Raw genomic sequence first — 26,063 nt, forward strand, 5'->3', positions numbered from 1 at the left:
AAAAAGCTTGGTCAGCAATGACCAAGCTTTTTTTGTTTCAGAATCCTTCTAAACCCTTTCTATAATGGAAAGCAACTCGCCTCTAAGGTGCATTTCTTTGCGAAGGATCTTTCTGAAACGCTTGCGCTAAAGAGGTTGGATCAAGCCTATCTCTTTGCAATGACGCCCCTTCTGCCCACCAAATCAATTGATGCATAGTGCGATTCATATAGTTGTCCCACTGCGTCTGCTCCGACTCATCCGCAGCAACGCCCTGCTCATCAAACACTTCTTGCGCTTTCGGAATGTGGATCATCGCAGAGACAGGTAAACATCCAAGTTCAGATAAGAAGGTACGCATAGAAACGGCAGCTCTAACACCACCCCATTGTCCGGCAGAATAGGTCACGATAGCACTCGGCTTGTAAGAAAACAGCGAACTGCCGAAATGGTTAAGCGTATTCGCCAGAGCAGGACTCATCGAATGGTTATATTCCGGGCTAACCATCACATACCCATCCGCATGTTTGATTTTGTCTGCCAGCTCACTTAGGTGCTGCGGAACTTTAGAGCGGTGATAAGCAAACTCGGGCTTAAACACATCACCAAAGTCGTAATTCAAAGGGTCGATGATTTCGACCGTATGTTGCGAATGTTGACTCGCGATGAGTTTTTCACACGCTTTACTGACTCGCATTCCTAAACGGGCTGGTCGTGGTGGCGTGCTGTCTCTCACTGAGCCAAGAAAAATCAAAAAATGCATGCTTCTCTTTCCATCTCATTTAGTTAAGTTCGTTTCTCAATAATAAAGAGAGTCAAAACTTACCGACAATAAAAAAGGTGAATGATTACTCATTCACCTCTCGTTATTTCTGTTTTTGATACTTACTATACTTTGAAGCTTACTGCACGCGGCGCAGTACTTGTTTCAATGCGTCAAAGTCTGCGTCGAGCTCTTCCGATAGCAGCTCCATCGCAGCGTGCTTCGCTAGTGGCGCAGGAAGCTCGATATCGGATTCTAGAATATCATCCACCACTTCTTTGAACTTCGCTGGGTGCGCAGTACATAGGAAAAGACCTGTCTCACCGTCTTGCAATTGTTCTTCAAGCACTCGGTAAGCAATCGCACCATGCGGTTCGCATAGGTAGCCTAGAGCATGTAAATCTTTCACTGACTGTGCGCTTTGCTCATCAGATACTGCGCCTTTACCTAACGTCTCCAAGCCCCACTCTTTCACGCGGCACAGCTCTTCAATACGAGGCCAGTTGTTTGGTTGGCTCACGTCCATCGCGTTCGATGTTGTTGCGACTGTTGGTTTTGGCTCCCACTTACCTGTTTCTAGGTAGCGAGGAACAGTGTCATTGGCATTAGTTGCCGCGATAAAGCGTTTGATAGGCAAGCCCAACGCTTTTGCCAATAGACCAGCAGTTAGGTTACCAAAGTTACCACTTGGTACAGACACAACAAGGTTTTCACGCTCTTGCTTGCTCATTTGCGCAGCTGCTTCAAAGTAGTAACAGATTTGCGCCATCAAACGGCTGATGTTGATTGAGTTTGCAGAGTTCAGACCGATCTCTTCACGCAGTGCAGAATCATCAAAAGCTTGCTTAACCAGTGCCTGACACGCATCGAAGTCGCCATCGATCGCGACAGTATGGATGTTCTTGCCAAGCGTACAGAATAGCTTCTCTTGCAGTGGACTGATCTTGCCTTTCGGGTAAAGAATCACAACGTTGATGTCTTCCATACCGTAGAAAGCATGCGCAACGGCTGCGCCAGTATCGCCAGAAGTTGCAGTCAGAATGGTGATCTTGCCGCCGTCCGAAACCGCAGCAAGAGATTGCGCCATAAAGCGACCACCAAAGTCTTTAAACGCAAGCGTTGGGCCATGGAACAGCTCCAGTGCGTAAACACCATCTCTTACTTGGTTGATAGGCGCAGGGAATTGGAATGCAGCATCAACAAGAGCATTCACTTTATCCTCTGTAAGTTCATCTCCAATTAACGCCGATAGAATCTTAGTGCTACGAGAGACAAAGTCTTCTGCAAGCAGCGCATCGATATCTTCAAATTTTGGTAATTCCGATGGGAAAAATAGACCTTGGTTACGGCCTAACCCTTGGCGAACGGCTTGGCCAAAGGAAACTTGTTCATCATTTTCTTTTATATTGTAAAGCTTCATAGCTCACTTCCTGTTACTTTCGAACCCTGCTTATCTAGACGACAAACGTGGACGAATCCTTCTTCGTTTTGTACGTAGTTTTGTTCTAACCAGCGAGCAACTCGCTCAGCGACATCTTTCTCTTTGCAAATACTGAACAGTGTCGGACCACTGCCAGAAATACCGGTTGCCAATGCACCCGCAGACGCTGCGTATTGACGTGCATTCGCAAAACCTGGAAGCAGTTTCTCACGATACGGTTCTGCGATCACGTCTTTGATCATTTTTGCAGCAAGTTCTGGCTGACCAGAATGACACGCATGAATAAAGCCCGCAAGGTGACGACCATGAGCGATGATATCTTGTCGGCGATATTGAGATGGTAGGATCTCACGCGCTTCTGCTGTTGATACTTTGATTCCCGGATACGCCATCACCCAGTACCAATCATCAAAACAAGGCACTTCTTGACTGATGATACCCAACTCTTCAAGCATCAACTGGACACCACCAAGGTAACACGGCGCGACGTTATCGTAGTGAATACCACCAGAGATTTTGCCTTCCATTTCCCCCATCAGTGCTAGCAGCTCAGTCTCATTCAGCGGTTGACCATGGAATCGGTTTAAAGCATCCAGCGCCGCCACGATAGAACATGCACTTGAGCCTAAACCTGAGCCTATTGGCATGTTCTTTTCTAGCGTCATTTCAAGTGGTTTTAGCTCAACACCTTTTTTATCTAGCTCGCGAGAAAACACCAGCCAACAATCGTAAACGATGTTTTCTTTTGGCTCTGTAGGCAACTTAGAGACAAAATTACCCGCAGTTTTCAGACTGAACGGCTCAGTCCCTGCCTTAACTTGCACTCTGTCACCTAGCAAGGTCCCATCCACTGGGGACACCGCCGCCCCCAGCACATCAAAGCCAACGCTTACATTACCAATTGATGCTGGGGCATAAACCACTACATCCATATCACTTGAACTCATTATTGTTATACCCCTAGTTTCCAACCTAAAGTACGCATCACGTCAGAAAATACACCCGCAGCCGTTACTTCGGTGCCTGCACCATAGCCACGTAACACTAGTGGGATTGGCTGATAGTAACGGCTGTAAAATGCCAGTGCGTTTTCACCATCCTTGATTTTATACATTGGATCGTTTTCATCCACCGCTGCGATGCTTACTGTGCACTTGCCCTCATTAATCTCACCAACGTAGCGCAGTACTTTGCCTTCTTCCGCTGCCTTTGCAGATAATTCTTTAAAGTAAGCGTCTGCTTCAGGTAAACGCGCCATAAATTCATCAACGCTACCAGAATCATCAAAACCTGGTGGCAGTGCTTGATCAACCACAACGTCTTCTAGTTCTAGAGACATGCCTGCTTCACGAGCTAGGATCAGAAGCTTACGCGCGACATCCATACCAGAAAGATCATCACGAGGATCCGGTTCAGTAAAACCATTTTCTTTTGCGATATTAGTAGCTTCACTTAGGCTCATACCTTCATCTAACTTACCGAAGATGTATGACAGAGAGCCAGAAAGAATACCGCTAAAGCGCTCTAGCTCATCACCCGCTGAGATTAGGTTTTGCAGGTTTTCGATTACCGGTAGACCCGCCCCCACAGTTGTTTCGTACATCAGCTTGCGACGAGAGCTGCGCGCAACATCGCGAAGCTGATGGTAGTAAGCCATGCTTGCTGTGTTTGCTTTTTTATTTGGTGTAACGACATGGAAACCAGCTGCTAGGAAATCAGCGTATTGGTTCGCGATATCTTCACTTGATGTACAGTCAACCAATACTGGGTTGATGATGTGGTTACGTTGAACCAAAGAAATCAAACGCGCTAGGCTGAACTCTTCTGTCGCTGCCGACATACGATCACGCCAATGCTCGAGTGGCAGACCTTCACTATCAAGTAAAAGACCTTTGCTGTTTGCCAAGCCACACACGCGAATAACGATGCCTTTTTCCGCAAGCTTCGCCTGTTGACGCTCGATCTGATCCACCAGCTCACCACCAACGCCACCAATACCAACCACGAATACGTCTAAGAAGTGCTTAGAGTTGAATAGGTTCTCGTGACACGCTTTGATCGCTTCAGAGATTTTATCTTCAGGAATCACGGCTGAGATTGCACGCTCAGATGAGCCCTGTGCGATGGCTACAATGTTTACGTTCACTTCAGCAAGAGATGAGAAGAAGCGAGATGCAACACCGCGCGATGTACGCATGCCGTCACCAACCAACGTTATGATTGAAACATTATCAATAAACTCGACCGGCTCTAATAAGCTATCTTTCAGTTCCAACTCAAACGCATCGGCCAGTACTTGTTGCGCTTTTGCTTTATCTTCTGCCTCAATACAGAAGCTAATGCTGTACTCAGAAGAAGACTGAGTAATAAGAACAATAGACACACCAGCGGAAGACATTGCGCCAAATACGCGGCTTGCCATGCCAACCATACCCTTCATACCTGGGCCGGAGACGTTAACCATGGTTAGGTCGTTTAGCGTCGTGATACCTTTGATCGCCAGATTGTCTTCACCAGTGTCTTGCCCAATCAGAGTTCCTGCACCTTGTGGGTTAAAGCTGTTTTTGATCAGACATGGGATGTGGAACTGCGCGATAGGAGCAATGGTCTTCGGATGCAAAACGGAAGCACCGAAGTAAGAAAGCTCCATTGCTTCTTGGTAGCTAAGAGATTTAAGTAAGCGAGCATCTTCCACTAAACGAGGGTCGCAGTTGTATACACCATCTACGTCAGTCCAGATCTCACAACAATCTGCGCGCAGACACGCCGCAAGAACCGCCGCCGAATAATCAGAGCCATTGCGACCAAGTGTTACCAATTCACCTTTCTCGTTACCTGCGGTAAAGCCAGGCATGATATTCACATGGCCCAGAGGAAGAGGGTTTTGGCGGAAGTTTTGCGTTGAAACATCTACATCAACCATGGCTTCAAGGTGATCACCTTTTGCGTATAGGTATTCAACTGGGTCGATAAGATGTGCTGGCTGGCCTTTGGCTTCTAGCACCGCTTTCATCAATTGAATCGAAACGCGTTCGCCTTTGCTAATAATACGTGCATTAACATTGTTTGGGCACATGCCAAGAAGATTGATGCCATGAACGAATTGGCGTAATTGAGAGAGAGAAGTTTTCACTTGGTTATCGAAAGCTGAACCATCGATATTGGGTAGTACTGCTTGGATTTGAGTGAAGAGCGTTTTAAACGACTCCTCCAACTCTTTGATTTGTAGTTCTGCTTCACCATTGCGCAATGCGCCTTCAATGACCGCAACCAATTTGTTTGTTGTTTTACCAGGAGCGGAAAGAACAACCGCTACTTCTTCTTGTTGAGCGTTATTGGCAATAATGTCTGCCGCTCTCAAAAAGCGATCTGCATCAGCTAGTGATGATCCGCCAAACTTCAATACTCGCATCCCTTCCTCCGGTATATCTTCTTAAATTTGTCTAAATTCTGGATAAAAAAGCATAAAAAAAGGCCTGTATCTTGTTGGATACAGGCCTTTTTTGTGAATTTCTTTCGCTCAGCAGCCTGCCCCAACATGTGTCGTGTCGGTAATAATAATGGTCGTGGTCATTACTACTAGGCTGTTAGATGGCATAAATAAATATTCAACGTTAATTGTGTTTGCTTAACTCTACGTTTACCGAGTTTCTGATACATAGTCAACAAAAAATTGTTTGTTTTTCCATCTTTCAGAGATTTCTGCTAATCAATGTCATTGATATTTATAGTTAATTACACATTATTGATCATTTGAAAATCTACAGTTAGTTTTTGTAAAGGACTTAACCATCATCACCAGTTCGGTTTTTTATCTGATAACTAGTCTGATCTTTGCCATAAAACGTACGATCAAATAATTCGAGAGGGTTGTGACACATAACAACAACTTAACTGTGACTTATGTTCATAGGATCGAATTATTTAGAAAATAGGTGAGCTAGCTTTCATATTCTATGCTTTAATAGTGAGAAGCTTTGGGCGCATACTAATAAAAAAGTTGACACAAGGAGTGGTGAACATGAAAAGAGGGCTTTTTCTGTTGCTGTTTTTTGTGCCTGGTGTTTGTCTAGCCAACGAGCTTCCGCCGCTTCCAGGTAAAACATCCCCTTCTCCTCATAAACTGTTCATTTCCAGCGACAGTTATCAGTCTGACAGTTTTGATGTTTGGAATATCGATACGGGTTACGCCTACGAACTTTTTGATTCGGTAGACGTTTATGTCGGTGCGCGAGTCAATAACTCTCCTACCCAAAATCAAAGTGGTTTTTTGAGTGGGATCAGCTATCACTTTAATGATCGTGTCACGCTGAAAAGTACAGTTCGCTCTTACAAGAACGAAACAGCGGAAGGTATTCGCCAAGACGACAGCAGCCTCGCGGCTGAAGTCTCAAGTCGCGTAAAAATTACCGATAAACTGGATCTTCACGCGACTCTTGATTACCAAGATTGGCAACAAGGCTTTGAAGTTGGTCTAGGCTTTCGTTTTTAGAAGTCCAGCTTTTGCTTAGAAATCAATACACCGTTCCAGTCCGCGTAAACGTAGTGCTTAGGTTGAACGATTTGGTTTTGCATCGTTAAGGTTACGTTTACCTCTCCTATCCCGCGTTTCTCTGTTTTAAACGGGTTGGTACCAAGAGCTTGAACGCCGATGTCCATTTGAGATATTTGTGCTACGTCGCGTATTGCACCATAGACAATGATGCCTTCCCACCCATTTTCTATTCCGAGTATCGCTAATTGATCGCCGAGTAATGCTCTCTGACACGATCCATGTCCGTCAACAATCAATACTTTACCCGTTCCATCTTCGCCCAGTACTTCACGCACTTTCGAGTTATCGTGATAGCAGCGCACCGTAACGATTTCACCGTAAAAAGCGCTACGTTGACCAAAGTTCTGCAATGGTAAAGTAAGCAAGCTCACTTGGTCTTCAAATTGGTCACAAATATCGGGTGTAATGTCTCTCATATTTCCTCCGTGAATTTTCTCACCCAAGCGGTGCTTCAGTGAGCAGTATCCTTTTCTATACCTTTTATACGAGCCGAGGCTTAATGGAGCCTAACATATGCAAAACTTTCGGCTGCGAGCACGCAATTAGATAAAGCTGGTCATTAATGACGTAATAAATCGCGTTTTGTTGAAAGTCATTCGCCAATTCAACGGCTACCTCTGGCGACAACTCGACGGCAAAGCTTTCCTCATACCATGTAAAAGCGCTATCACCTACCGTGACAGGCGCGTAATTAACGTGCTGTAGCTGTTTTTCTAACGCGTGATTGTTTATGCTGTTCTCTTCTTTGGACCTCAAGTTACTGTATGGGTTCCAAGCGGTTATCACAGCATAGTTTGAAACACGCCACTCGGCTTCGAATCTGAAAAAAGATTCTGAATAAGCATTCCATAACGATGCGTCTATGTTCGTATTACTTTTTTCTATCATAAGTCTTAAACGATTAATAACAGTTACATTTCATCAATTGATATAAATCAACAAACTGAATGGAATTAACATTTGAGCATTGTTAGCATGCTGTTAACAATATAAAATCCGCTCAATATCTTAGGGTGTTTACGTTTCAGGCCCCACTGAAAGCAGGAAATGAAAGGTAAACAAGCCCTTTAGAATAAACGTCGCCATTGGATACTGGTGAGTTGGCAAAATTCCATGGAGGGCGGATAACTGAAAGAAGTGTTTTTTTGATCAACTTGATTTATTATCAAAATCACATTACCTGTATGTTATATTTTTGCCTAGAATTTATTCTATTAGCACAATTTTGTCACAAATTTAGGTACCGCCAATGCAAACCCCGCAGATTCTTATCGTTGAAGATGAGCAAGTAACTCGTAACACTCTTAAGAGTATTTTTGAAGCAGAGGGATACGCTGTTTTTGAAGCCAGTGACGGTGAAGAGATGCACCAAGTGTTGTCTGATAACTCAGTCAACTTGGTTATTATGGACATTAATCTTCCAGGCAAGAATGGCCTTCTACTAGCGCGTGAATTACGCGAGCAAGCGAACATTGCTTTAATGTTCCTGACAGGCCGTGACAATGAAGTAGACAAGATCCTAGGTCTTGAGATTGGTGCAGATGACTACATCACTAAACCATTCAATCCACGTGAGCTAACTATTCGTGCACGTAACCTACTTAGTCGCTCAATGAGCTCTAACGCGGTGCAAGAAGAGAAGCGCTCGGTAGAAAAGTATGAATTCAACGGTTGGGTACTAGACATCAACAGCCGCTCTCTAGTAAGCCCTGCTGGTGATAGCTACAAGCTACCTCGCTCTGAGTTCCGCGCACTACTGCACTTCTGTGAGAACCCGGGTAAGATTCAAACTCGTGCAGATCTTCTTAAGAAGATGACTGGTCGTGAACTTAAGCCACACGACCGTACTGTAGACGTAACGATTCGTCGTATCCGTAAGCACTTTGAGTCTGTTTCAGGCACGCCAGAAATCATCGCCACTATCCACGGCGAAGGTTACCGCTTCTGTGGCGATCTAGAAGACTAGATTTAACCGCTAATATCCGAAGGGCTTGCTCATTGAGCAAGCCCTTTTTGTTTTAGGTCTAACGACTAATGCAACATCATTGCGGTTAATAAACCTTGTTAATCTTCACGTACTTTTCGACTAACCAACGCTGTTTACCCGCATCGTCTAGAAGCACTGCGATATCAACCGATTTTTCTGTGTTCACATCAATGTGAGACGAGAACGCCACCTCCCATCGGCTTTCACTGTGCGTTCGAGTATCTAAAGACGCACTGTCCACCAACCACTCTTTTTGCCCCTGTTTAATAATAAGAGCTTCTGCCGTTAGATTTGCAGGAAGTAACTGATCTCCTTCGAGGTAAAGTGCACCTTGAATACTTTGCTCTTCCACGTCCCCAATATTCGGCATGAGGTTCACCCATAAATTACTTTTGAGCTCAACATTAACCTCATTAATCGTAATCTGACTGTTTTGTTGCCAATTCACATTTGGAACGGAACTACAGCCTGCCATCAATGCCATGACTAACGCCAATGGTGCGATTCTTTTCATGTTATTTCCTTTGTTCCAACCAACTTTTGAGGACTTGAATATCGTTTTGGTATTCATTTTTGATCTCTTCAACCCAGTCTGAAATGTTTTCCCACCATGCAGGCATATCGGGCGATTGCGCTTTTTGCGCCACACTTTGGATACGTTTCAGGCCAATTGAACCTGCAGCACCTTTGATTTTATGCGCTTCAGAAACAATCCCATCTTGATCTTTCGCTGTCATGTTCGAATCTAAGACATCGATATAGTCTGGCATCATATCTTCAAACATTTTTATGCTGTCGTAGACAGGTTTTGCACCAACAATGTCGACGTAAGACTCTAACATATCCATATCGAGCAAATGTGTCTCAATCACAGGAGAAGGCACTGGCTCTTCCACTGTTTCGGGACCGCTCACCACTTCCTTAGGTTGTTCTAACTGGTGAGCGAAGAATTTATCAATCACTGACTGAATAGCATTCACTGCCAGCGGCTTACTGATCGCATCATCCATGCCGTTATCTAAGTATTCACGACGATCTTTCATTACATTAGCAGTTAAGGCGACCAATGGAGGAAGATTGTTATAATGCTTGCGGTAATAATTGGCGACATCAAAGCCCGTCATATCAGGCAGTTGGATATCCAACAACGCTAAGTCGTATTTTTCTGGCACAAAGTTCACTAACGCTTCTTGGCCCGTCATTGCCACGGTGACAGAGTGCCCTAGGCTCTCAAGTAACGATTTAGCCACAGTTACGTTAAGCTCGATGTCTTCGACCATAAATATGTTGAGGCGCACATTGTCGCGTTTCGCATCAATGACTGGCTCAGCTAGTTCAACAATCGGAACGTGGATCGATACAGTAAAAGTGCTACCAAAGCCTTCCTCACTGGTAACCGTAATGTCACCATCCATCATATTGATCAGTTGCTTAGATACCGCCAAACCAATACCTGTACCGACCGCATGCAGGTTGTCCTTGCCTGATTTCACTTGGTAGTACATCGCAAAGATCTTATCTAGCTCTTCGTCTGGGATACCAATACCAGTGTCTTCCACTTCCATAATAATGGTCGCAAAATCGTCTTCGACATCCGCGCTCACTGTCATCACAACGCCACCTTCCTTGGTGAACTTCATTGCGTTGCTGACCAAGTTCCAAATCACCTGACGTAGACGGGTTGCATCCACTTCAATTGCTTTTGGCAAGTCGCTTAAACGTTCTAAGTCAAAGCGTAACCCTTTTTGTTCCGCCATCAGAGCTGAGATACTCTCAATCTCTGCGACGAAGTCTTCGAAGTTAAGTGGCGCAGGTAATAGTTCTAACTTACGGCGATCAAATTTATCCATATCGATAATATCGTTGAAGATGTTACCTAGCGTAATCGCACTCACATTGATGGTCTGCATGTGTTTACGCTGCTCTTCTGTCAACGGACTATCTAGAAGCATACGACTTAAGCCTACAATGCCATTCAGCGGCGTTCGCAGCTCATGACTGATGGTTGAGATGAAGGTAGTTTTGTCGCGGCTTGCTTTCTCTAACGACTCTTCATGGCGCTTACGTTCAGTGATATCACGACCGAACCCAACGAGACCAAGGTGGCGGCCATCTTTGCTGTAAAATGGCACTTTACGCAGCTCAAAGTAATGCTTGCGACCATCTGGGTATTCGAGCCATTGCTCGTAAGTAATTGCTTGATTATCGGCAAAAACCTTTTGGTCAGTATCAACGATATGCTCGGCGATTTCTTTGCTATACACATCCCAAGGGCTTAATCCGACTAACTGGTGCTCTTTCTTGCCCGTTAGCTCTTCCATCGCGCGGTTACAGCCAGAAAAAACACCATCCGCATTGCGGTAGTAAATTAAGTCTGGTGAGGCATCAATAAATGAACGCAGTAATGCAGTACGTTCTGCCAACTCTAATTGAGTACGTTCGCGTTGGAATACCTCATTTTCGAGGTCTTGCATCGCCTCTTCACGCGCTTCTTCCGCTTTAATACGCTCTTCAATTTCTTGGTTAAGCTTTTCAATGTTTTGTTGAAGTTGGTAATTCAACTCTTGATCTCGCGAACGCATGTCCTTCAGTTTGGACACCAGCTTAGTTAAACGCTGGCGAGACTCTTCTAGTTGATCGACAACCACAGAGAGGAAGTAAACCGCCCAAGGGGTGATCAATAGACCAAAAAACACCGAACGGACAATGTCGATATCATCTACTCGCCCTTTAAGAGCTAAAGTAATCCCTACCTGCACCACAACAGCTAATGCCACCAGCGCAAGGGCTAGCAAAATAGAGAAGCGAACAATCCCCAGTTTGACTAGCAAGTCGACATAATACTGGGCGAGATTTTTCATGGGTTTCATTAACTACTCCATGGTGGTGGCTAGATAGCGCCATTCGATGATGAAAAACAGGTAAATGCACTCGACCTAACGCAATTTAGGTCTGTTTGATTAGTGAAAAACACACGGTGCGATCTGCGCTTGTGACACGAGATAGAAAGATAAACCAACGAGCGCACAGGCTTCTGTAAGTTTAACGTGTTTAATACGGTGATTTAAACAATCAGCTATCAACTTAGAGCAAGCGGTCACAAAGCGTTAGCAAGAACTGGGGTGAATACAGGTGCGATTACGTCCATCAGCTTTAGCTTGGTATAACGCACTGTCAGCCATAGCGATGCCCATTTCGGGTTCATCACCATGCTGAGGAATGTAAGAGACCAGACCGATACTGACGGTAAGGCGTTCAGATGCTTCTGAACTGTCGTGTTCCATATCAAGCTGTAGAATTTTCTCATGAATACGCTGTGCTACGTTGCGCGCACCTTCCGTGGTGGTATTCGGCAAGATAAAACCAAACTCCTCGCCACCATAACGCGCAACACAATCCGAAGAACGATTGATGACTTGTGTAAACACGGTAGCGACACTGACTAACGCTTCATCACCTTGTTGGTGACCGTAACAGTCGTTGTAATCTTTGAAAAAGTCGATGTCACATAACATGATGGTGAGCGGCAGCTTTTCTCGAGCGTGGTGGTACCACAATACCTGCAGTTGTTCGTCGAAACGGCGTCGGTTCGATACTTGAGTTAAGCTATCCATAAAGCTCAATTTTTCTAACTCTAGGTTGGCTTTTTCCAACTTTTGTTCTGCAAGATAACGCTCAGAAATATCACGCGCCATGATCAGCACACCATTCGTTCCTGATGCTTTATCTTTAAAAGGCGATTTCACCACATCAAACCACGTACTTTTACCATCACTACTCACGACTTTATCTATGTATCGAACTGGCTCTAACTGGCGTAATGCTTCTAAGTCACTGTCTGCTAAGCGCGCGTACATCTCTTTAGGAATCACGTCTTGGAGGCGCTTACCTATCAAATCAGAAATTTTTGAAATGCCTAACGCCTTAACAAAAGGCTGATTACACGCTTGATAGACCATGTTCTCATTGAAAATACCAATAGAGTCCGGACTGGCATCCAGAATCGTTTGTAAGATAGTATCTCTTTGCGCTAGCGCCACCTCTGTATCTTTGCGACGCTCCATTTCATCTCGCAGATTCTGTTGCATCTTGTGCCATTCAGTCACGTCATGACTAATAGACAGCGTACCGATAAGCTCACCACTCGGCGAAACAAGAGAGTTTTGATTGACTTCCAATAAGCAACTTCGACCTTGTGGATCCGTTGTCCATTTACGTTCGCTTTTTCTGGTCATCTCACCCAAGGCCTTGGATGCGCAAGCTTCTTCCCTTCGCCCTTGCCAGAATTGATCAAATGCTCGATTGGTCGTTAATAGATTGCCTTGGCGGTCTTGGGTACAAATCAGCTCTGAAAGTGAGTCTAATGCCGAACGTGCGATGATTAATTGGGCAAGTTCTTGTTGCTGCTCTTGGTGAGTGGCTTGATATGGCTGAGCATAAAGAATCCAAACTCGATGATTGCGCAATAAACTCTTTCTGCCTGACAGCTCCACTTTAATAGATTCACTATCAGATAGTCGCCAGTCAAAAGCCTGCTGACGAAAATAACGACTAGAGAAGCGATCGAGAAACTGCTCAAGCTCATGAATATCGAATAAAGCAGGATACAAATACCCCGTTCCCAAAGAGCGAATGCCTAACAACTGCATCGCAGCCTGGTTAGATAGCAAGAGCTGAGCATGGCTAGTGTCCACCACTATGACTGGATAGGGAGAATCCGTTACTAGTTGCTTAAGTGATGTCTGAAAGTGCAAATAGATCAGTGCTAACGCGCACACGCCTGCGATTAACAACAAGACGACATAGCCATAACCGCCTTGACCACCCCAAAGCCAATTGAGTAACTGATCCATCGTTTAAACCTTCAAAGAACACTGGTTAAAATATATCAGTTATTTATTGAGCGATCTGCTATTAATTCCGGTTTAGTATAGATAAAGGCATTCCCCGTAAGGCTCCCTTGAGCACCATGAGCACTGAGATCTCGACCAATTTCCGTCATCGCTAGCCAACGGTTTTCACACCACAGAGGCGATAATAACGTGGGCCTCCTGGCTGCTGATGAAACGCGATGATAAATCACATCTGGTGGTGTCATACGAATCATTTCACTGGCGATCGCAACATATTCTTCTAATTCAGGGGCTTCTAGCTTTCCAGCACGCCAAGCTTTCGCCATGGTGCTACCTTCGACAATATGCAAGCCATGTAACTTGATGCCATCCGTTCCCACGGCCAACACTTTTTGCAGCGTTTCAATATTTTCGGCGCGGGTTTCTTTGGGTAAACCCACAATTAAGTGAGTACAAACCTTGATTCCAAGTGTTCGCGCACGCTTAGTGATTTCGGCATAACACTCAAAGTCATGACCACGATTGATACGTTTTAGGGTGTCATTGTTGGCGGTTTGAAGACCTAGTTCTAGCCAAATTTCATAACCTTGCTGTACATAGCCCGACAGTAAATCCAATACCGCATCAGGGACGCAATCAGGACGCGTCCCCACACAAAGACCAACCATGTCTGCAGCCTTTAGTGCTTCCTCATACATGTTTTTGAGAACTTGTACTTCTGCATAGGTACTGGTGTAGGCCTGAAAATAAGCGAGATACTTCTTCGCTCTGTGAATTTCACCTGCGCGATCTTTTAACTGTTCGTGAATGCTTTTTATCTGGACTTCTTCATCTGCAAACGAAGCCACATTGCAAAATGTACATCCTCCCCGCCCAATCGTGCCATCGCGGTTAGGGCAACTAAATCCACCGTGCAATGTTAACTTATGAACCTTTTCACCGTATCGACGCTGAAGATCTTGGCCGATTGTATTGACCAACTCATGTAACTGCATAAATTCTCACCAACAATAAATCGTAATCAATCTCACTACGATCTGTGTAAATAAATTACATCCCTGCAAGAAAAAACACACAATATTAATCAATTCAAACACCCATCATGCAGGTCAAAATCAATAAACTTGCATAATTAAAGACAAAAATCGTTCATGTTGCGTGAATGTTAAACTAAAAATGCATAATTAAACGAAAAAATTGGGTCACAACGCCGACTTTTTCATTGCATTCTGAAGTGACAAAATTGTAGGATACTTACACAACCCCGTTATTTTTGTGACTTTTATTACAAAGCACACTGCGGGATTTGTCGGTGTTATCCCACTCCTACCTATATAAATCACTAGATAGTGATAATAAATAAAGGGATACCACCAAGGATTGTTTTTCTCGCAAAACTTTTCCTGCGAGATACGGAAAGGAATCAAGACCGGTCAACCTAGATCGGTGGCGATAATAAATATAAAGGACAAGACGTAATCAATAGTCTAGGTAGTATTTGCTGCCCGGTACTTTTGCGTCGACATTGAACTGGAAGGATGTATCTATGGTAGATAGAGAGCAAAATCCACAGGGTCTGTACACTCCGGAACTGGAGCATGACGCTTGTGGTATCGGTTTTGTTGCTCACCTTAAAAACCGTAAATCTCATGAAGTAGTGACTCAAGCATTGGATATGCTGGCTCGCATGGAACACCGTGGTGGTCAAGGTTGTGACCCATGCAGCGGTGACGGTGCGGGTATCTTGCTACAAAAACCTCATGAATTCCTATTAGAAGAAGCCGTTAAGCTAGGCATTAAACTGCCTTCGTTTGAAAAGTATGGTGTTGGTGTCGTTCTTTTCCCGAAAGACGAATACAAACGCGAACAATGCCGTGACATTCTAGAACGCAACGCACAGCGTCTAGACCTTGAAGTTATCGGCTACCGCGTATTACCAACCGACAACTCCATGATTGGTGCCGACCCTCTAAGCACAGAGCCTCAATTTGAGCACGTGTTTATCTCCGGCGGCCCTGGCATCACGCCTGAAGAGCTAGAGCGCAAACTGTACGTACTTCGTAACTATACTGTACGTGTTTGCCTAGAAAGCGTTTCGAACATTGGTGACGACTTCTACATTAACTCCATGTCTTACAAGACATTGGTATACAAAGGTCAGTTAACGACCGAGCAAGTACCTCAGTACTTCCTTGATCTACAAAACCCGACCATGGTGACTGCACTGGCGCTGGTACACTCTCGTTTCTCTACCAATACCTTCCCGAAATGGCGTCTTGCACAGCCTTTCCGTTACATTGCCCACAACGGTGAAATCAATACAGTTCGCGGTAACTTGAACTGGATGAAAGCCCGTGAAGCAATCCTAGAATCAGACCTGTTTACTCAGGCTGAAATCGACATGCTTCTTCCAATCTGTCAGGAAGGCAGCTCGGATTCATCTAACTTCGATATGGCACTTGAGCTCCTAGTTCTTTCTGGTCGCAGCCTGCCACACGCATTGATGATGATGATCCCGGAAGCATGGCAAGAAAACAAAAACATGGATCCTAAACGTCGCGCGTTCTATCAGTACCACGCGAACATCATGGAACCATGGGATGGTCCTGCTTCAGTATGTTTTACTGATGGTGTTCAAGTTGGTGCGACACTAGACCGTAACGGTTTGCGCCCTTCTCGCTACACAGTGACCAAAGATAACTTCCTAGTGATGGCATCTGAATCTGGTGTTGTGGATATTGAACCAGAGAACGTAGAGTTCCGTGGTCGTCTACAACCGGGTCGTATCTTCGTTGCAGACCTAGAACAAGGTCGAATCATCTCTGATGAAGAAGTGAAAGACACCATCGCAACGGCACAGCCTTACGAGAAGTGGGTAGAAGAAAACCTACTGAGCTTGAAGAAGCTGCCAGATGCGAGCAACCAGTTCAGCCAACCTAAGCCAGAACACCTTCTACACCGCCAACAAGCGTTTGGCGTAAGCACTGAAGAAGTGAACGAAATCATCGTTCCAATGGCGAATGATGCGAAAGAGCCATTATCAGCAATGGGTGCCGACTGGCCTCTTGCGGTTCTATCTCATCAGTCTCAACATCTTTCAAACTACTTCAAGCAGCTGTTCGCACAGGTAACTAACCCACCGATCGACCCGATCCGTGAGCGTATGGTTATGTCGCTGAACACTTACTTGGGTAAAGACCAAAACCTTCTGACTGAAACACCACTTCACTGTCAGAAAGTAGAATTGGAATCGCCTGTTCTAGCCAACTCTGAGCTTGAAAAACTGCGTGCGATCGATAACGAGCACCTACAAGCGAAAACGTTGGATATCGTATTCCAAGCTAGTGAAGATCAAGGCAAACTTGAGCGTGCATTAAAACGTATCTGCCAATACGCAGAAGACGCGGTTATCGATGGTTATTCAATCATCCTACTCACTGACCGCGCAGTGAATTCAAACCACGCGGCGATCCCAGCAATGCTGGCTGTTGGCGCAGTGCACCACCACTTGATCCGTAAAGGTCTACGTGCGAAGTGTGACATCGTGGTTGAAACTGGTGACGCGCGTGAAACGCACCACTTTGCAACGCTACTTGGTTACGGTGCGAATGCGGTTAACCCTTACCTAGTGATTGAAACCATCATTGAACTTCAACGTACAAAGAAGTTGGATCCAGAAGCGAACCCGCGCGATCTGTTCAACAACTACCGTAAAGCGATTAATGGCGGTCTTCTGAAGATCTTCTCGAAGATGGGTATCTCGACGCTACAGTCGTACCATGGCGCACAAATCTTCGAAGCCTTGGGCATCCACAAATCCGTGGTAGACAAATACTTCACTGGTACGGTTTCTCGTATCCAAGGTCTCACCCTTGATGATATCGCCAAAGAAGTGCTGATCCGTCACCGCATCGGTTACCCACAACGCGAAATCCCAATTCAAATGCTGGATGTTGGTGGTGTTTACCAATGGAAACAGCGTGGTGAAAAGCACCTATTCAACCCAGAGACTATTTCTCTACTGCAAGAGTCTACGCGCAACAAGAACTACGATCAGTTCAAGCAATACGCGACAGCCGTAGATAAACAAGGTGACAACGCGGTAACTCTGCGTAGCCAGCTAGAATTCATTAAGAATCCAGCCGGTTCTATCTCTATCGACGAAGTCGAGCCAATTGACAGCATCGTGAAACGCTTCGCGACGGGTGCTATGTCATTCGGTTCTATTTCTTACGAAGCACACTCCACACTGGCTGTTGCGATGAACCGTCTTGGCGCGAAATCGAACTCTGGTGAAGGTGGTGAAGACCCAATGCGTTTCGAGCGCAAAGAGAACGGCGATTGGGAACGCTCTGCAATCAAGCAGGTGGCTTCAGGTCGTTTCGGCGTAACCTCTTACTACCTAACTAACGCTGAAGAGCTGCAAATCAAAATGGCTCAAGGTGCGAAGCCAGGTGAAGGTGGTCAGCTACCAGGCGATAAAGTAGATGACTGGATCGGTGCAACGCGTCACTCGACTCCGGGCGTTGGCCTTATCTCTCCACCACCACACCACGATATCTACTCAATCGAAGATTTGGCTCAGCTTATCTACGACTTGAAGAACGCGAACCGCGCAGGCCGTGTAAACGTGAAGCTGGTATCAGAAGCAGGCGTAGGTACGATCGCTTCTGGTGTAGCGAAAGCGAAAGCGGACGTTGTACTAATCGCAGGTTTCGACGGCGGTACAGGTGCATCACCAATGTCTTCAATCCGCCATACCGGTCTTCCTTGGGAACTTGGCTTGGCAGAAACGCACCAAACGCTACTGAAGAACGGTCTACGTAACCGTATCGTGGTTCAAGCAGATGGTCAGATGAAGACACCTCGCGACCTTGCAGTGGCAACACTACTTGGTGCAGAAGAATGGGGCGTAGCAACCGCAGCATTAGTGGTTGAAGGTTGTATCATGATGCGTAAGTGTCATAAGAACACTTGTCCTGTTGGTATCGCGACTCAGAACAAGACGCTTCGCGAGCGCTTTGATGGCCGCGTAGAAGACGTCGTTACCTTCTTCCAATACATGGCACAAGGTCTACGTGAAATCATGGCTGAGCTTGGCTTCCGCACTATCGATGAAATGGTCGGTCAAGGTCAGAAACTGAAGATCCGCCAAGACATTTCTCACTGGAAATACAAGAACCTAGATCTGTCTCCTGTTCTCCACGTTGAGCAACCACGTGAAGCTGATGGTGTATTCAACCAAGCTCAACAGAACCACAACCTAGAAGAAGTACTAGACCGTAAGCTGATTCAAGCAGCTATTCCTGCACTCGAGAAAGGCGAAGCGGTGAATGCCGAGTTCCCTATCGTTAACACGGACCGCTCTGCAGGTACCATGTTGTCGAACGAAATCTCGAAAGTGTACAAAGATGCGGGTCTACCTCAGCCAATGAACGTGAAGTTCAAAGGCTCTGCGGGTCAGTCATTCGGCGCATTCCTCGCTAAGGGCGTGAAGTTCGAAGTGGAAGGCGATGCGAACGACTACTGGGGTAAAGGCTTATCTGGCGGTACCTTAGTACTTTATCCAGATGCGAAATCAAGCATTGTCGCGGAAGACAACATCGTGGTTGGTAACGTATGTTTCTACGGTGCAACTTCGGGTGAGTCTTTCATTCGCGGTATGGCTGGTGAACGTTTCTGTGTTCGTAACTCAGGTGCGAAAGTAGTAGTAGAAGGCGTCGGTGACCACGGTTGTGAATACATGACTGGCGGTGCAGCAATTATCCTTGGTTCAACAGGTCGTAACTTTGCCGCTGGTATGAGTGGCGGCGTGGCTTACGTATGGGATAAATCAGGTGACTTTGAGTCAAAACTGAACCCAGAGCTAGTAGACCTAGATCCAATCGAGCAAGAAGACAGAGATCTATTACTCGACATGCTAACTAAGCATGTTCAATTCACAGGAAGTGAAGTCGCTCAGTCTTTCCTAGACAACTTTGAAGCAAGCCTAGCCTCTATGGTTAAGGTAATGCCGCGTGACTACAAAGCGGTTCTTCAAAAGCGTAAAGCTGAAGCACAGTCTCAAGGAAACGAAACTCAAGTGGAGGCCGTATAATGGGTAAGCCTACTGGATTTTTAGAGCATGGTCGTGAACTACCACAGAAGATCGACCCAGCTGAACGCATCAAGAACAACAAAGAGTTCGTTCTGAACGAGGAGTTTGGTGACAAGATCAATACTCAAGCTTCTCGTTGTATGGATTGTGGTGTGCCGTTTTGTCATAACGGCTGCCCTATCGGTAACATCATCCCAGAGTTTAACGATGCGGTTTATCGTGATAGCTGGGAAGAAGCATGGAACATCCTAAGTTCAACCAATAACTTCCCGGAGTTCACTGGTCGTGTTTGCCCTGCTCCATGTGAAAGTGCTTGTGTACTTGGTATCAACCAAGATCCAATCACTATCTGTAATATCGAGAAAACCATCGTAGAAACGGCGTATCGTGAAGGGTACGCCAAACCAAAAACACCACGTTCTCGCACTGGCAAAACCGTTGCGATCATCGGTTCAGGTCCTGCTGGCCTTGCGGCTGCTGAGCAGCTAAACAGCGCCGGTCATACTGTGACAGTATTCGAGCGAGACGAGAAAGTAGGCGGTCTGCTGCGTTTTGGTATCCCAGATTTCAAACTGGGTATGGACGTGATTGATCGTAAGATCAACCTGATGGCAGAAGCGGGTATTGAATTCAAAGTTAACCAACACGTTGGTGTTGATGTGAATGCTCAGCAGCTGCGTCAAGAGTTCGATGTGGTTCTACTAACGGGTGGTTCAACCGTTCCTCGTGATTTGCCAGTTCCGGGTCGTGAACTAAAAGGCGTTCACTTCGCAATGGAATTCCTAGGTCAAAACAACCGCCGTGCCAACGACATGGATCTTAAGGGTGAAGAACTTCACGCCGCGGGTAAACACGTTGTCGTTATCGGTGGTGGTGATACGGGTTCTGACTGTGTAGGTACATCAAACCGCCACGGTGCAGCAAGCATCACTCAGGTTGAAATCATGCCGATTCCACCAGAGAAACGCCCTGCAAATATGCCATGGCCACAGTACCCAATGATCTTGCGTACGTCGACGTCTCATGAAGAAGGCGTTGATCGTCACTGGAACATCTTAACCAAAGAGTTCATCGGCAATGACAAAGGTGAAGTTACCGGTCTTCGTCTAGCTGATATCGTTTGGCAAGATGCAAAACCTGGCGAGCGTCCAAGCTTCAAAGAAGTAGAAGGCAGCGAGCGTGTGATTCCATGTGATATGGCATTTCTAGCGATGGGCTTCCTACACCCTGAACCAACAGGCGTACTTGCTCAACTGGATATCGCACTAGACGATCGCGGTAACGTAGCAACTCAAGATTTTGCTACTAACCAAGAAGGCGTATTTGCTGCTGGTGATATGCGAACAGGCCAATCTTTGGTGGTTCGTTGTATCAATGAAGGCCGCGAATGTGCCCGTGCTATCGATGATTACCTAATGGGTGGCACAAACCTAGAAGCAAAAGCAGATTCACTGATGCTTTCTGCTTAACGAAGCAGTCATGCTTCTCTCTTTCAATTGCCTAATAGCCATCAGCAATATCGATGGCTATCGGTGAAGAAAGAAAACAATTCCTTCCAATCTTTCTATTTTGGCCAGCATTTTATGCTGGTCTTTTTTATCTCCCACAGAATCAAATGTTACTTTTTTGTAACAATTGATTTTCTATCTATTTGAAATCATTAAACTATTTTAGCTTATTAAATGGTAAATCGTATATTCACGTGATGATCCACTAATAACTTGACCTTTTTTACAATAAGCTATAGCTTGTGAAGTTGATGAAAATAAAACACTCAAAAAATGTTAAATATTTCACAACTTTTACTGAATAATTATACATAAAGCTATAAAGATGACGCATAGTTAGTCATCGATATCAACGTAAGCAGTGTTGATATATCTGTCGGGATGACGGATAAGCAAAGGGAGAATTGCAATGGCTCTTTATGATCCAAGTCTTGAGAAAGACAACTGTGGATTTGGCTTGATCGCGCATATGGAAGGCGAACAAAGCCACAAGCTGGTACGTACAGCAATTTCTGCACTTGACCGCATGACTCACCGTGGTGGTATCGCCGCCGATGGTAAAACTGGTGATGGTTGTGGTCTTCTATTACAAAAGCCCGATTCCTATTTACGTCTTATTGCCGAAGAAAATGGTTTCAACCTTGGCAAGCAATACGCCGTAGGGATGATTTTCTTCAACCAAGATCCAGTCAAAGCTCAACTCGCTAAAGACATCGTCAACAAAGAACTGGCGCAAGAGACGCTAACTGTGGCTGGTTGGCGTGAAGTACCAACTAATTCAGAAGTACTCGGTCCAATTGCGGCCAACTCGCTTCCAAATATTCAGCAAGTCTTTGTCTCTGCACCGGCAGGTTGGCGCGAACGCGACATTGAGCGTCGCCTCTACATCGCACGCCGTCGCATCGAGAAACAAATCACCGAAGATCCGGATTTCTACATCTGTAGCTTGTCGACTCAAGTTTTGGTGTACAAAGGCCTATGCATGCCTGCGGACTTACCGCGCTTTTATCTTGATCTTGCCGATCTACGTATGGAATCTGCTATCTGTCTGTTCCACCAGCGTTTTTCTACCAACACTCAACCGCGTTGGCCATTAGCTCAACCGTTCCGCTACCTTGCTCATAATGGTGAGATCAATACCATTGAAGGTAACCGACAATGGGCACGCGCTCGTGCTTACAAGTTCTCGTCACCACTGCTGCCTGACCTACAAACTGCAGCACCGTTTGTGAACGAGACAGGCTCAGACTCGTCTAGCTTAGATAATATGCTAGATCTCTTTTTAGCTGGCGGCATGGATATCTTCCGTGCCATGCGTATGCTCGTACCGCCAGCATGGCAAAACCACCCGGATATGGATCCGGATTTGCGTGCGTTTTACGATTTCAACTCCAAACACATGGAACCATGGGATGGCCCAGCAGGTATCGTACTGTCCGATGGTCGTTATGCTGCTTGTAACCTAGACCGAAACGGTCTACGTCCTGCGCGTTATGTAATTACCAAAGACAAGCTGATCACTCTGGCATCTGAGGTAGGGATTTGGAATTACGCCCCAGATGAAGTTGCCAAAAAAGGTCGTGTAGGTCCGGGGGAATTGCTCGTCATCGACACTCGTAAAGGTAAGCTTTGGCAGTCTAGCGAGATCGATAATGACCTGAAATCTCGTCACCCTTATCGCGAATGGATGGAGAACAACGTTCGCAAACTAACACCGTTCTCTCAGCTGCCTGAAGATCAAGTAGGTGAGCGCAGCTTTGATGAAGACTTGCTTAAGACTTATCAAAAGCAGTTTGCCATGAGCAATGAAGAAGTCGATCAAGTATTGCGTGTCCTCGGTGATATGGGGCAAGAAGCCGTCGGTTCGATGGGTGATGACACCCCGATGGCGGTTCTTTCTTCGAAAGAGCGCTTGGTGACTGATTACTTCCGTCAGAAGTTCGCGCAGGTCACCAACCCACCAATCGATCCGCTGCGTGAGAAACACGTCATGTCGCTAGCGACCAGCATCGGCCAGGAGATGAACGTCTTCTGTGAAACCGATGGCCACGCGCATCGTGTAACCTTTGATTCTCCAGTACTGCTCTATTCAGACATGCAGCAACTACTAGAGCTGAGTGACGATCATTACCGTAATACCATTCTCGATATCAACTACGACCCACAACAAAAAGATCTTAAACAAGCCATTAATGATCTGTGTGAGCAAGCAGAGCAAGTCGTTCGTGAAGGCACGGTTTTAGTGGTTCTTTCGGACAGAGCCTTGGTCAAAGGTAAGTTACCAATTCCTGCAGCAATGGCAGTCGGCGCCGTTCAAACTCGTCTGATTGACGCGAACTTACGTTGCGATGCCAACATTGTTGTTGAGACCGCAACAGCTCGTGACCCACACCAATTTGCTGTCTTGCTTGGCTTTGGTGCTACTGCGGTTTACCCATACCTTGCTTATGAAGCTTTAGGTAAACTGATTGATGATAAAGCACTAGAGAAAGACTACCGCGATGTGATGCAAAACTACCAATACGGCATCAACAAAGGCCTGTACAAGATCATGTCGAAAATGGGGATCTCAACCATCGCCTCTTACCGCTGCTCACAACTGTTTGAAGCAGTTGGCTTGAGCCAAAATGTGGTCGATCTGTGTTTTAAAGGCGTCACAACTCGAATTGAAGGCGCGAATTTTGACGACTTCCAGCAAGATCTTACAAACTTATCTCGTAAAGCATGGGCGAAACGCAAATCGATTGATCATGGCGGCTTGTTAAAGTACGTCCATGGAGGTGAGTATCATGCTTACAACCCGGATGTCGTCGGCACGCTGCAACAGGCCGTTAAATCTGGCGAAAGTAACGACTATCAGAGCTTTGCTAAGCAGGTAAACCAACGCCCTGTTGCCATGCTGCGTGACTTAATGTCGCTGAAAAAATCAGACTCACCGCTGCCACTTGAGCAAATAGAACCACGCACTGAACTGTTCAAACGCTTTGACTCAGCGGCAATGTCCATTGGCGCACTTAGCCCAGAAGCGCATGAAGCACTTGCAACGGCGATGAACCGTCTTGGTGGTTACTCTAACTCGGGTGAAGGCGGTGAAGATCCTCGCCGTTTCGGTACTGAGCGTAACTCACGTATCAAACAGATTGCTTCTGGCCGATTTGGTGTAACGCCGCATTACCTGACTAATGCGGATGTACTGCAAATCAAGGTGGCACAAGGTGCGAAACCGGGTGAAGGTGGACAGCTACCAGGACACAAAGTCACCGCAGAAATCGCAAAACTGCGTTATTCGGTACAAGGCGTGACTCTGATCTCCCCTCCTCCGCATCACGATATCTATTCGATTGAAGATTTGGCCCAGCTGATCTTCGACCTTAAACAAGTCAACCCGAATGCGCTGGTTTCGGTAAAACTCGTCTCCGAGCCAGGTGTCGGCACCATCGCAACGGGTGTAGCCAAGGCTTACGCTGATCTTATTACCATTTCGGGTTACGACGGTGGTACCGCAGCAAGCCCATTAACTTCGGTAAAATACGCTGGTAGCCCTTGGGAGTTGGGGTTGGCAGAGACACAACAAGCTCTGGTTGCTAATGGTCTGCGTCATAAGATCCGCCTACAGGTAGACGGTGGTCTAAAGACTGGTTTAGACGTAGTTAAAGCCGCAATTTTAGGTGCAGAAAGCTTCGGTTTTGGTACTGCGCCAATGGTCGCTATGGGTTGTAAGTTCCTACGAATTTGTCACCTCAACAACTGTGCAACTGGGGTTGCGACTCAAGACGAGACACTGCGTAAAGAATACTTCAAAGGTCTACCAGAAATGGTGATGAATTACTTCATCGGCCTGGCAGACGAAGTACGTGGATTACTTGCTGAACTTGGCGTTGAAAAAATGACTGACTTGATTGGTCGTACCGATTTACTTGAGGCAGTAGAGGGATTTACAGCGAAACAGACCAAGCTGGATCTATCCAATATTCTAGAAGCTCCAGTATCACCTGAGGGCCATCCGCTATTTTGGACAGAGCCAAACAAACCGTTTGATAAAGCTGAGCTCAACCAAAAGATCGTTGATGATGCCATGCATGCGGTCGAAAACAGTCAATCGGCAAGTTTCTTCTACAATGTCATCAACACTGATCGTTCTGTTGGTGCACGCTTATCTGGCGAAATAGCAAAACGCTATGGCAACCAAGGGTTGGCGGCTTCCCCTATCAAAATCTATCTTGACGGCACCGCAGGCCAGTCCTTTGGTGTTTGGAACGCAGGTGGTGTAGAGCTTTACCTCACGGGCGATGCGAACGACTACGTGGGAAAAGGCATGGCGGGTGGTAAAGTGGTTATCAAACCTCACCTTGGCACTGCATTTAAGTGTAATGAAGCAACCATCATTGGTAACACCTGTCTGTACGGCGCGACCGGCGGTAAACTATTTGCAGCCGGTAAAGCAGGTGAGCGTTTCGGCGTACGAAACTCAGGTACGATAGCCGTCATTGAAGGTGCTGGCGATAACGCTTGTGAGTACATGACTGGCGGTATTGTTGCCATTCTTGGTGCGACAGGTGTGAACTTTGGCGCGGGTATGACTGGAGGCTTTGCCTATGTTCTGGATGAGAACCAAAGCTTTGAAGGTCGAGTTAATACTGAGTCTGTCGAAGCCATCTCATTGTCCGATCTTTACATCCACCAAGAACATTTGCGTGGCCTAATTGCGGAACACCTTGAAGAAACAGGGTCGAGTCATGCTGAAAATATTTTGGCGAACTTTGATGAATGGATTCCAAAGTTCTATTTGGTGAAACCACAAGCGGCAGATCTTCGCACGCTACTTGGTCACCAGAGCCGCAGTGCCGCAGAGCTGCGTGTTCAAGCACAGTAATCATGGA

General features: G+C 46.0%; 16 protein-coding genes and 1 other annotated feature. Of the genes, 5 read left to right on the top strand and 11 right to left on the bottom strand.

What is annotated here, in order from left to right; all coding sequences use genetic code 11:
• Positions 1-82 precede the first annotated feature (82 nt).
• The 5 genes from R7Q09_RS18915 to thrL all read right to left on the bottom strand — a co-directional run bounded on the left by R7Q09_RS18915 (position 83) and on the right by thrL (position 5,781).
• Positions 83-742, bottom strand: a complete 660-nt coding sequence (locus R7Q09_RS18915) for an NADPH-dependent FMN reductase (RefSeq protein ID WP_213877057.1) — start codon at positions 740-742, stop codon at positions 83-85.
• A gap of 139 nt (positions 743-881) precedes the next feature.
• The gene (thrC, locus tag R7Q09_RS18920; protein ID WP_256903128.1) at positions 882-2,162 is read right to left on the bottom strand and encodes a threonine synthase; all 1,281 of its coding nucleotides are present in this window, start codon (positions 2,160-2,162) and stop codon (positions 882-884) included.
• Positions 2,159-3,115 (bottom strand): homoserine kinase, encoded by a 957-nt coding sequence (thrB, locus tag R7Q09_RS18925; RefSeq protein WP_041852994.1) that lies wholly within the window; start codon positions 3,113-3,115, stop codon positions 2,159-2,161. The genes thrC and thrB overlap by 4 nt, the downstream gene beginning before the upstream one ends.
• Positions 3,116-3,135: 20 nt before the next feature.
• Entirely contained in the window at positions 3,136-5,595 is a 2,460-nt protein-coding gene (gene thrA, locus R7Q09_RS18930) for a bifunctional aspartate kinase/homoserine dehydrogenase I (protein ID WP_047102037.1), read from the bottom strand.
• 53 nt (positions 5,596-5,648) lie between these two features.
• Positions 5,649-5,768 (bottom strand) — a sequence feature (Thr leader region).
• Positions 5,704-5,781, bottom strand: coding sequence for a thr operon leader peptide (thrL, locus tag R7Q09_RS18935; RefSeq protein ID WP_074192076.1), 78 nt, complete (start codon positions 5,779-5,781; stop codon positions 5,704-5,706). Its footprint overlaps the feature before it by 65 nt.
• Before the next feature lie 423 nt (positions 5,782-6,204).
• On the opposite strand from thrL, the gene R7Q09_RS18940 reads away from it, so the two are divergent.
• Complete coding sequence (locus R7Q09_RS18940) at positions 6,205-6,675, top strand: ribonuclease regulator (protein ID WP_167415017.1); 471 nt, start codon at positions 6,205-6,207, stop codon at positions 6,673-6,675.
• On the opposite strand, the gene R7Q09_RS18945 is transcribed toward R7Q09_RS18940, so the two are convergent.
• Positions 6,672-7,154 carry a putative 4-hydroxy-4-methyl-2-oxoglutarate aldolase gene (locus tag R7Q09_RS18945; RefSeq protein ID WP_005381822.1) on the bottom strand — a complete coding sequence of 161 codons (483 nt, stop codon included), beginning with the start codon at positions 7,152-7,154 and terminating at the stop codon, positions 6,672-6,674. The genes R7Q09_RS18940 and R7Q09_RS18945 overlap by 4 nt on opposite strands.
• Before the next feature lie 64 nt (positions 7,155-7,218).
• Positions 7,219-7,626: a DUF3293 domain-containing protein gene (locus tag R7Q09_RS18950; RefSeq protein ID WP_213892511.1), complete on the bottom strand. Its 408-nt coding sequence runs from the start codon at positions 7,624-7,626 to the stop codon at positions 7,219-7,221.
• 361 nt (positions 7,627-7,987) lie between these two features.
• On the opposite strand from R7Q09_RS18950, the gene arcA reads away from it, so the two are divergent.
• Positions 7,988-8,704 (top strand): two-component system response regulator ArcA, encoded by a 717-nt coding sequence (gene arcA, locus R7Q09_RS18955; protein ID WP_005381824.1) that lies wholly within the window; start codon positions 7,988-7,990, stop codon positions 8,702-8,704.
• A gap of 85 nt (positions 8,705-8,789) precedes the next feature.
• On the opposite strand, the gene R7Q09_RS18960 is transcribed toward arcA, so the two are convergent.
• The 4 genes from R7Q09_RS18960 to R7Q09_RS18975 form a co-directional block, all read right to left on the bottom strand.
• Positions 8,790-9,239: a hypothetical protein gene (locus R7Q09_RS18960; RefSeq protein ID WP_054574283.1), complete on the bottom strand. Its 450-nt coding sequence runs from the start codon at positions 9,237-9,239 to the stop codon at positions 8,790-8,792.
• A gap of 1 nt (position 9,240) precedes the next feature.
• Positions 9,241-11,595 (bottom strand): aerobic respiration two-component sensor histidine kinase ArcB, encoded by a 2,355-nt coding sequence (gene arcB / locus R7Q09_RS18965; RefSeq protein WP_005381826.1) that lies wholly within the window; start codon positions 11,593-11,595, stop codon positions 9,241-9,243.
• A 237-nt stretch (positions 11,596-11,832) separates the two neighbouring features.
• Positions 11,833-13,578 (bottom strand): diguanylate cyclase domain-containing protein, encoded by a 1,746-nt coding sequence (locus R7Q09_RS18970; RefSeq protein WP_318070474.1) that lies wholly within the window; start codon positions 13,576-13,578, stop codon positions 11,833-11,835.
• A 35-nt stretch (positions 13,579-13,613) separates the two neighbouring features.
• On the bottom strand, positions 13,614-14,573 hold the full coding sequence (locus R7Q09_RS18975) for a TIGR01212 family radical SAM protein (RefSeq protein WP_005381829.1): 960 nt from the start codon (positions 14,571-14,573) through the stop codon (positions 13,614-13,616).
• A 551-nt stretch (positions 14,574-15,124) separates the two neighbouring features.
• Between R7Q09_RS18975 and gltB (R7Q09_RS18980) the strand changes: the two genes are divergently transcribed.
• The 3 genes from gltB (R7Q09_RS18980) (at position 15,125) to gltB (R7Q09_RS18990) (ending at position 26,056) form a co-directional block, all read left to right on the top strand.
• Complete coding sequence (gltB, locus tag R7Q09_RS18980; protein ID WP_213899728.1) at positions 15,125-19,675, top strand: glutamate synthase large subunit; 4,551 nt, start codon at positions 15,125-15,127, stop codon at positions 19,673-19,675.
• On the top strand, positions 19,675-21,144 hold the full coding sequence (locus R7Q09_RS18985) for a glutamate synthase subunit beta (protein WP_017821474.1): 1,470 nt from the start codon (positions 19,675-19,677) through the stop codon (positions 21,142-21,144). Before gltB (R7Q09_RS18980) ends, R7Q09_RS18985 begins: the two co-directional genes overlap by 1 nt.
• Before the next feature lie 448 nt (positions 21,145-21,592).
• Positions 21,593-26,056: a glutamate synthase large subunit gene (gltB, locus tag R7Q09_RS18990; RefSeq protein WP_318070473.1), complete on the top strand. Its 4,464-nt coding sequence runs from the start codon at positions 21,593-21,595 to the stop codon at positions 26,054-26,056.
• Positions 26,057-26,063 lie beyond the last annotated feature (7 nt).

Source organism: Vibrio sp. 2130-1 (assembly GCF_033339515.1).

Coding starts and splice junctions, on each gene's coding strand:
- thrA (WP_047102037.1), bottom strand. CDS start 5,595: ATGCGAGTATTGAAGTTTGGCGGATCATCACTAGCTGATGCAGATCGC.
- thrC (WP_256903128.1), bottom strand. CDS start 2,162: ATGAAGCTTTACAATATAAAAGAAAATGATGAACAAGTTTCCTTTGGC.
- arcA (WP_005381824.1), top strand. CDS start 7,988: ATGCAAACCCCGCAGATTCTTATCGTTGAAGATGAGCAAGTAACTCGT.
- gltB (WP_213899728.1), top strand. CDS start 15,125: ATGGTAGATAGAGAGCAAAATCCACAGGGTCTGTACACTCCGGAACTG.
- R7Q09_RS18975 (WP_005381829.1), bottom strand. CDS start 14,573: ATGCAGTTACATGAGTTGGTCAATACAATCGGCCAAGATCTTCAGCGT.
- R7Q09_RS18970 (WP_318070474.1), bottom strand. CDS start 13,578: ATGGATCAGTTACTCAATTGGCTTTGGGGTGGTCAAGGCGGTTATGGC.
- R7Q09_RS18960 (WP_054574283.1), bottom strand. CDS start 9,239: ATGAAAAGAATCGCACCATTGGCGTTAGTCATGGCATTGATGGCAGGC.
- gltB (WP_318070473.1), top strand. CDS start 21,593: ATGGCTCTTTATGATCCAAGTCTTGAGAAAGACAACTGTGGATTTGGC.
- arcB (WP_005381826.1), bottom strand. CDS start 11,595: ATGAAACCCATGAAAAATCTCGCCCAGTATTATGTCGACTTGCTAGTC.
- thrL (WP_074192076.1), bottom strand. CDS start 5,781: ATGCCATCTAACAGCCTAGTAGTAATGACCACGACCATTATTATTACC.
- R7Q09_RS18915 (WP_213877057.1), bottom strand. CDS start 742: ATGCATTTTTTGATTTTTCTTGGCTCAGTGAGAGACAGCACGCCACCA.
- R7Q09_RS18945 (WP_005381822.1), bottom strand. CDS start 7,154: ATGAGAGACATTACACCCGATATTTGTGACCAATTTGAAGACCAAGTG.
- R7Q09_RS18985 (WP_017821474.1), top strand. CDS start 19,675: ATGGGTAAGCCTACTGGATTTTTAGAGCATGGTCGTGAACTACCACAG.
- thrB (WP_041852994.1), bottom strand. CDS start 3,115: ATGGATGTAGTGGTTTATGCCCCAGCATCAATTGGTAATGTAAGCGTT.
- R7Q09_RS18940 (WP_167415017.1), top strand. CDS start 6,205: ATGAAAAGAGGGCTTTTTCTGTTGCTGTTTTTTGTGCCTGGTGTTTGT.
- R7Q09_RS18950 (WP_213892511.1), bottom strand. CDS start 7,626: ATGATAGAAAAAAGTAATACGAACATAGACGCATCGTTATGGAATGCT.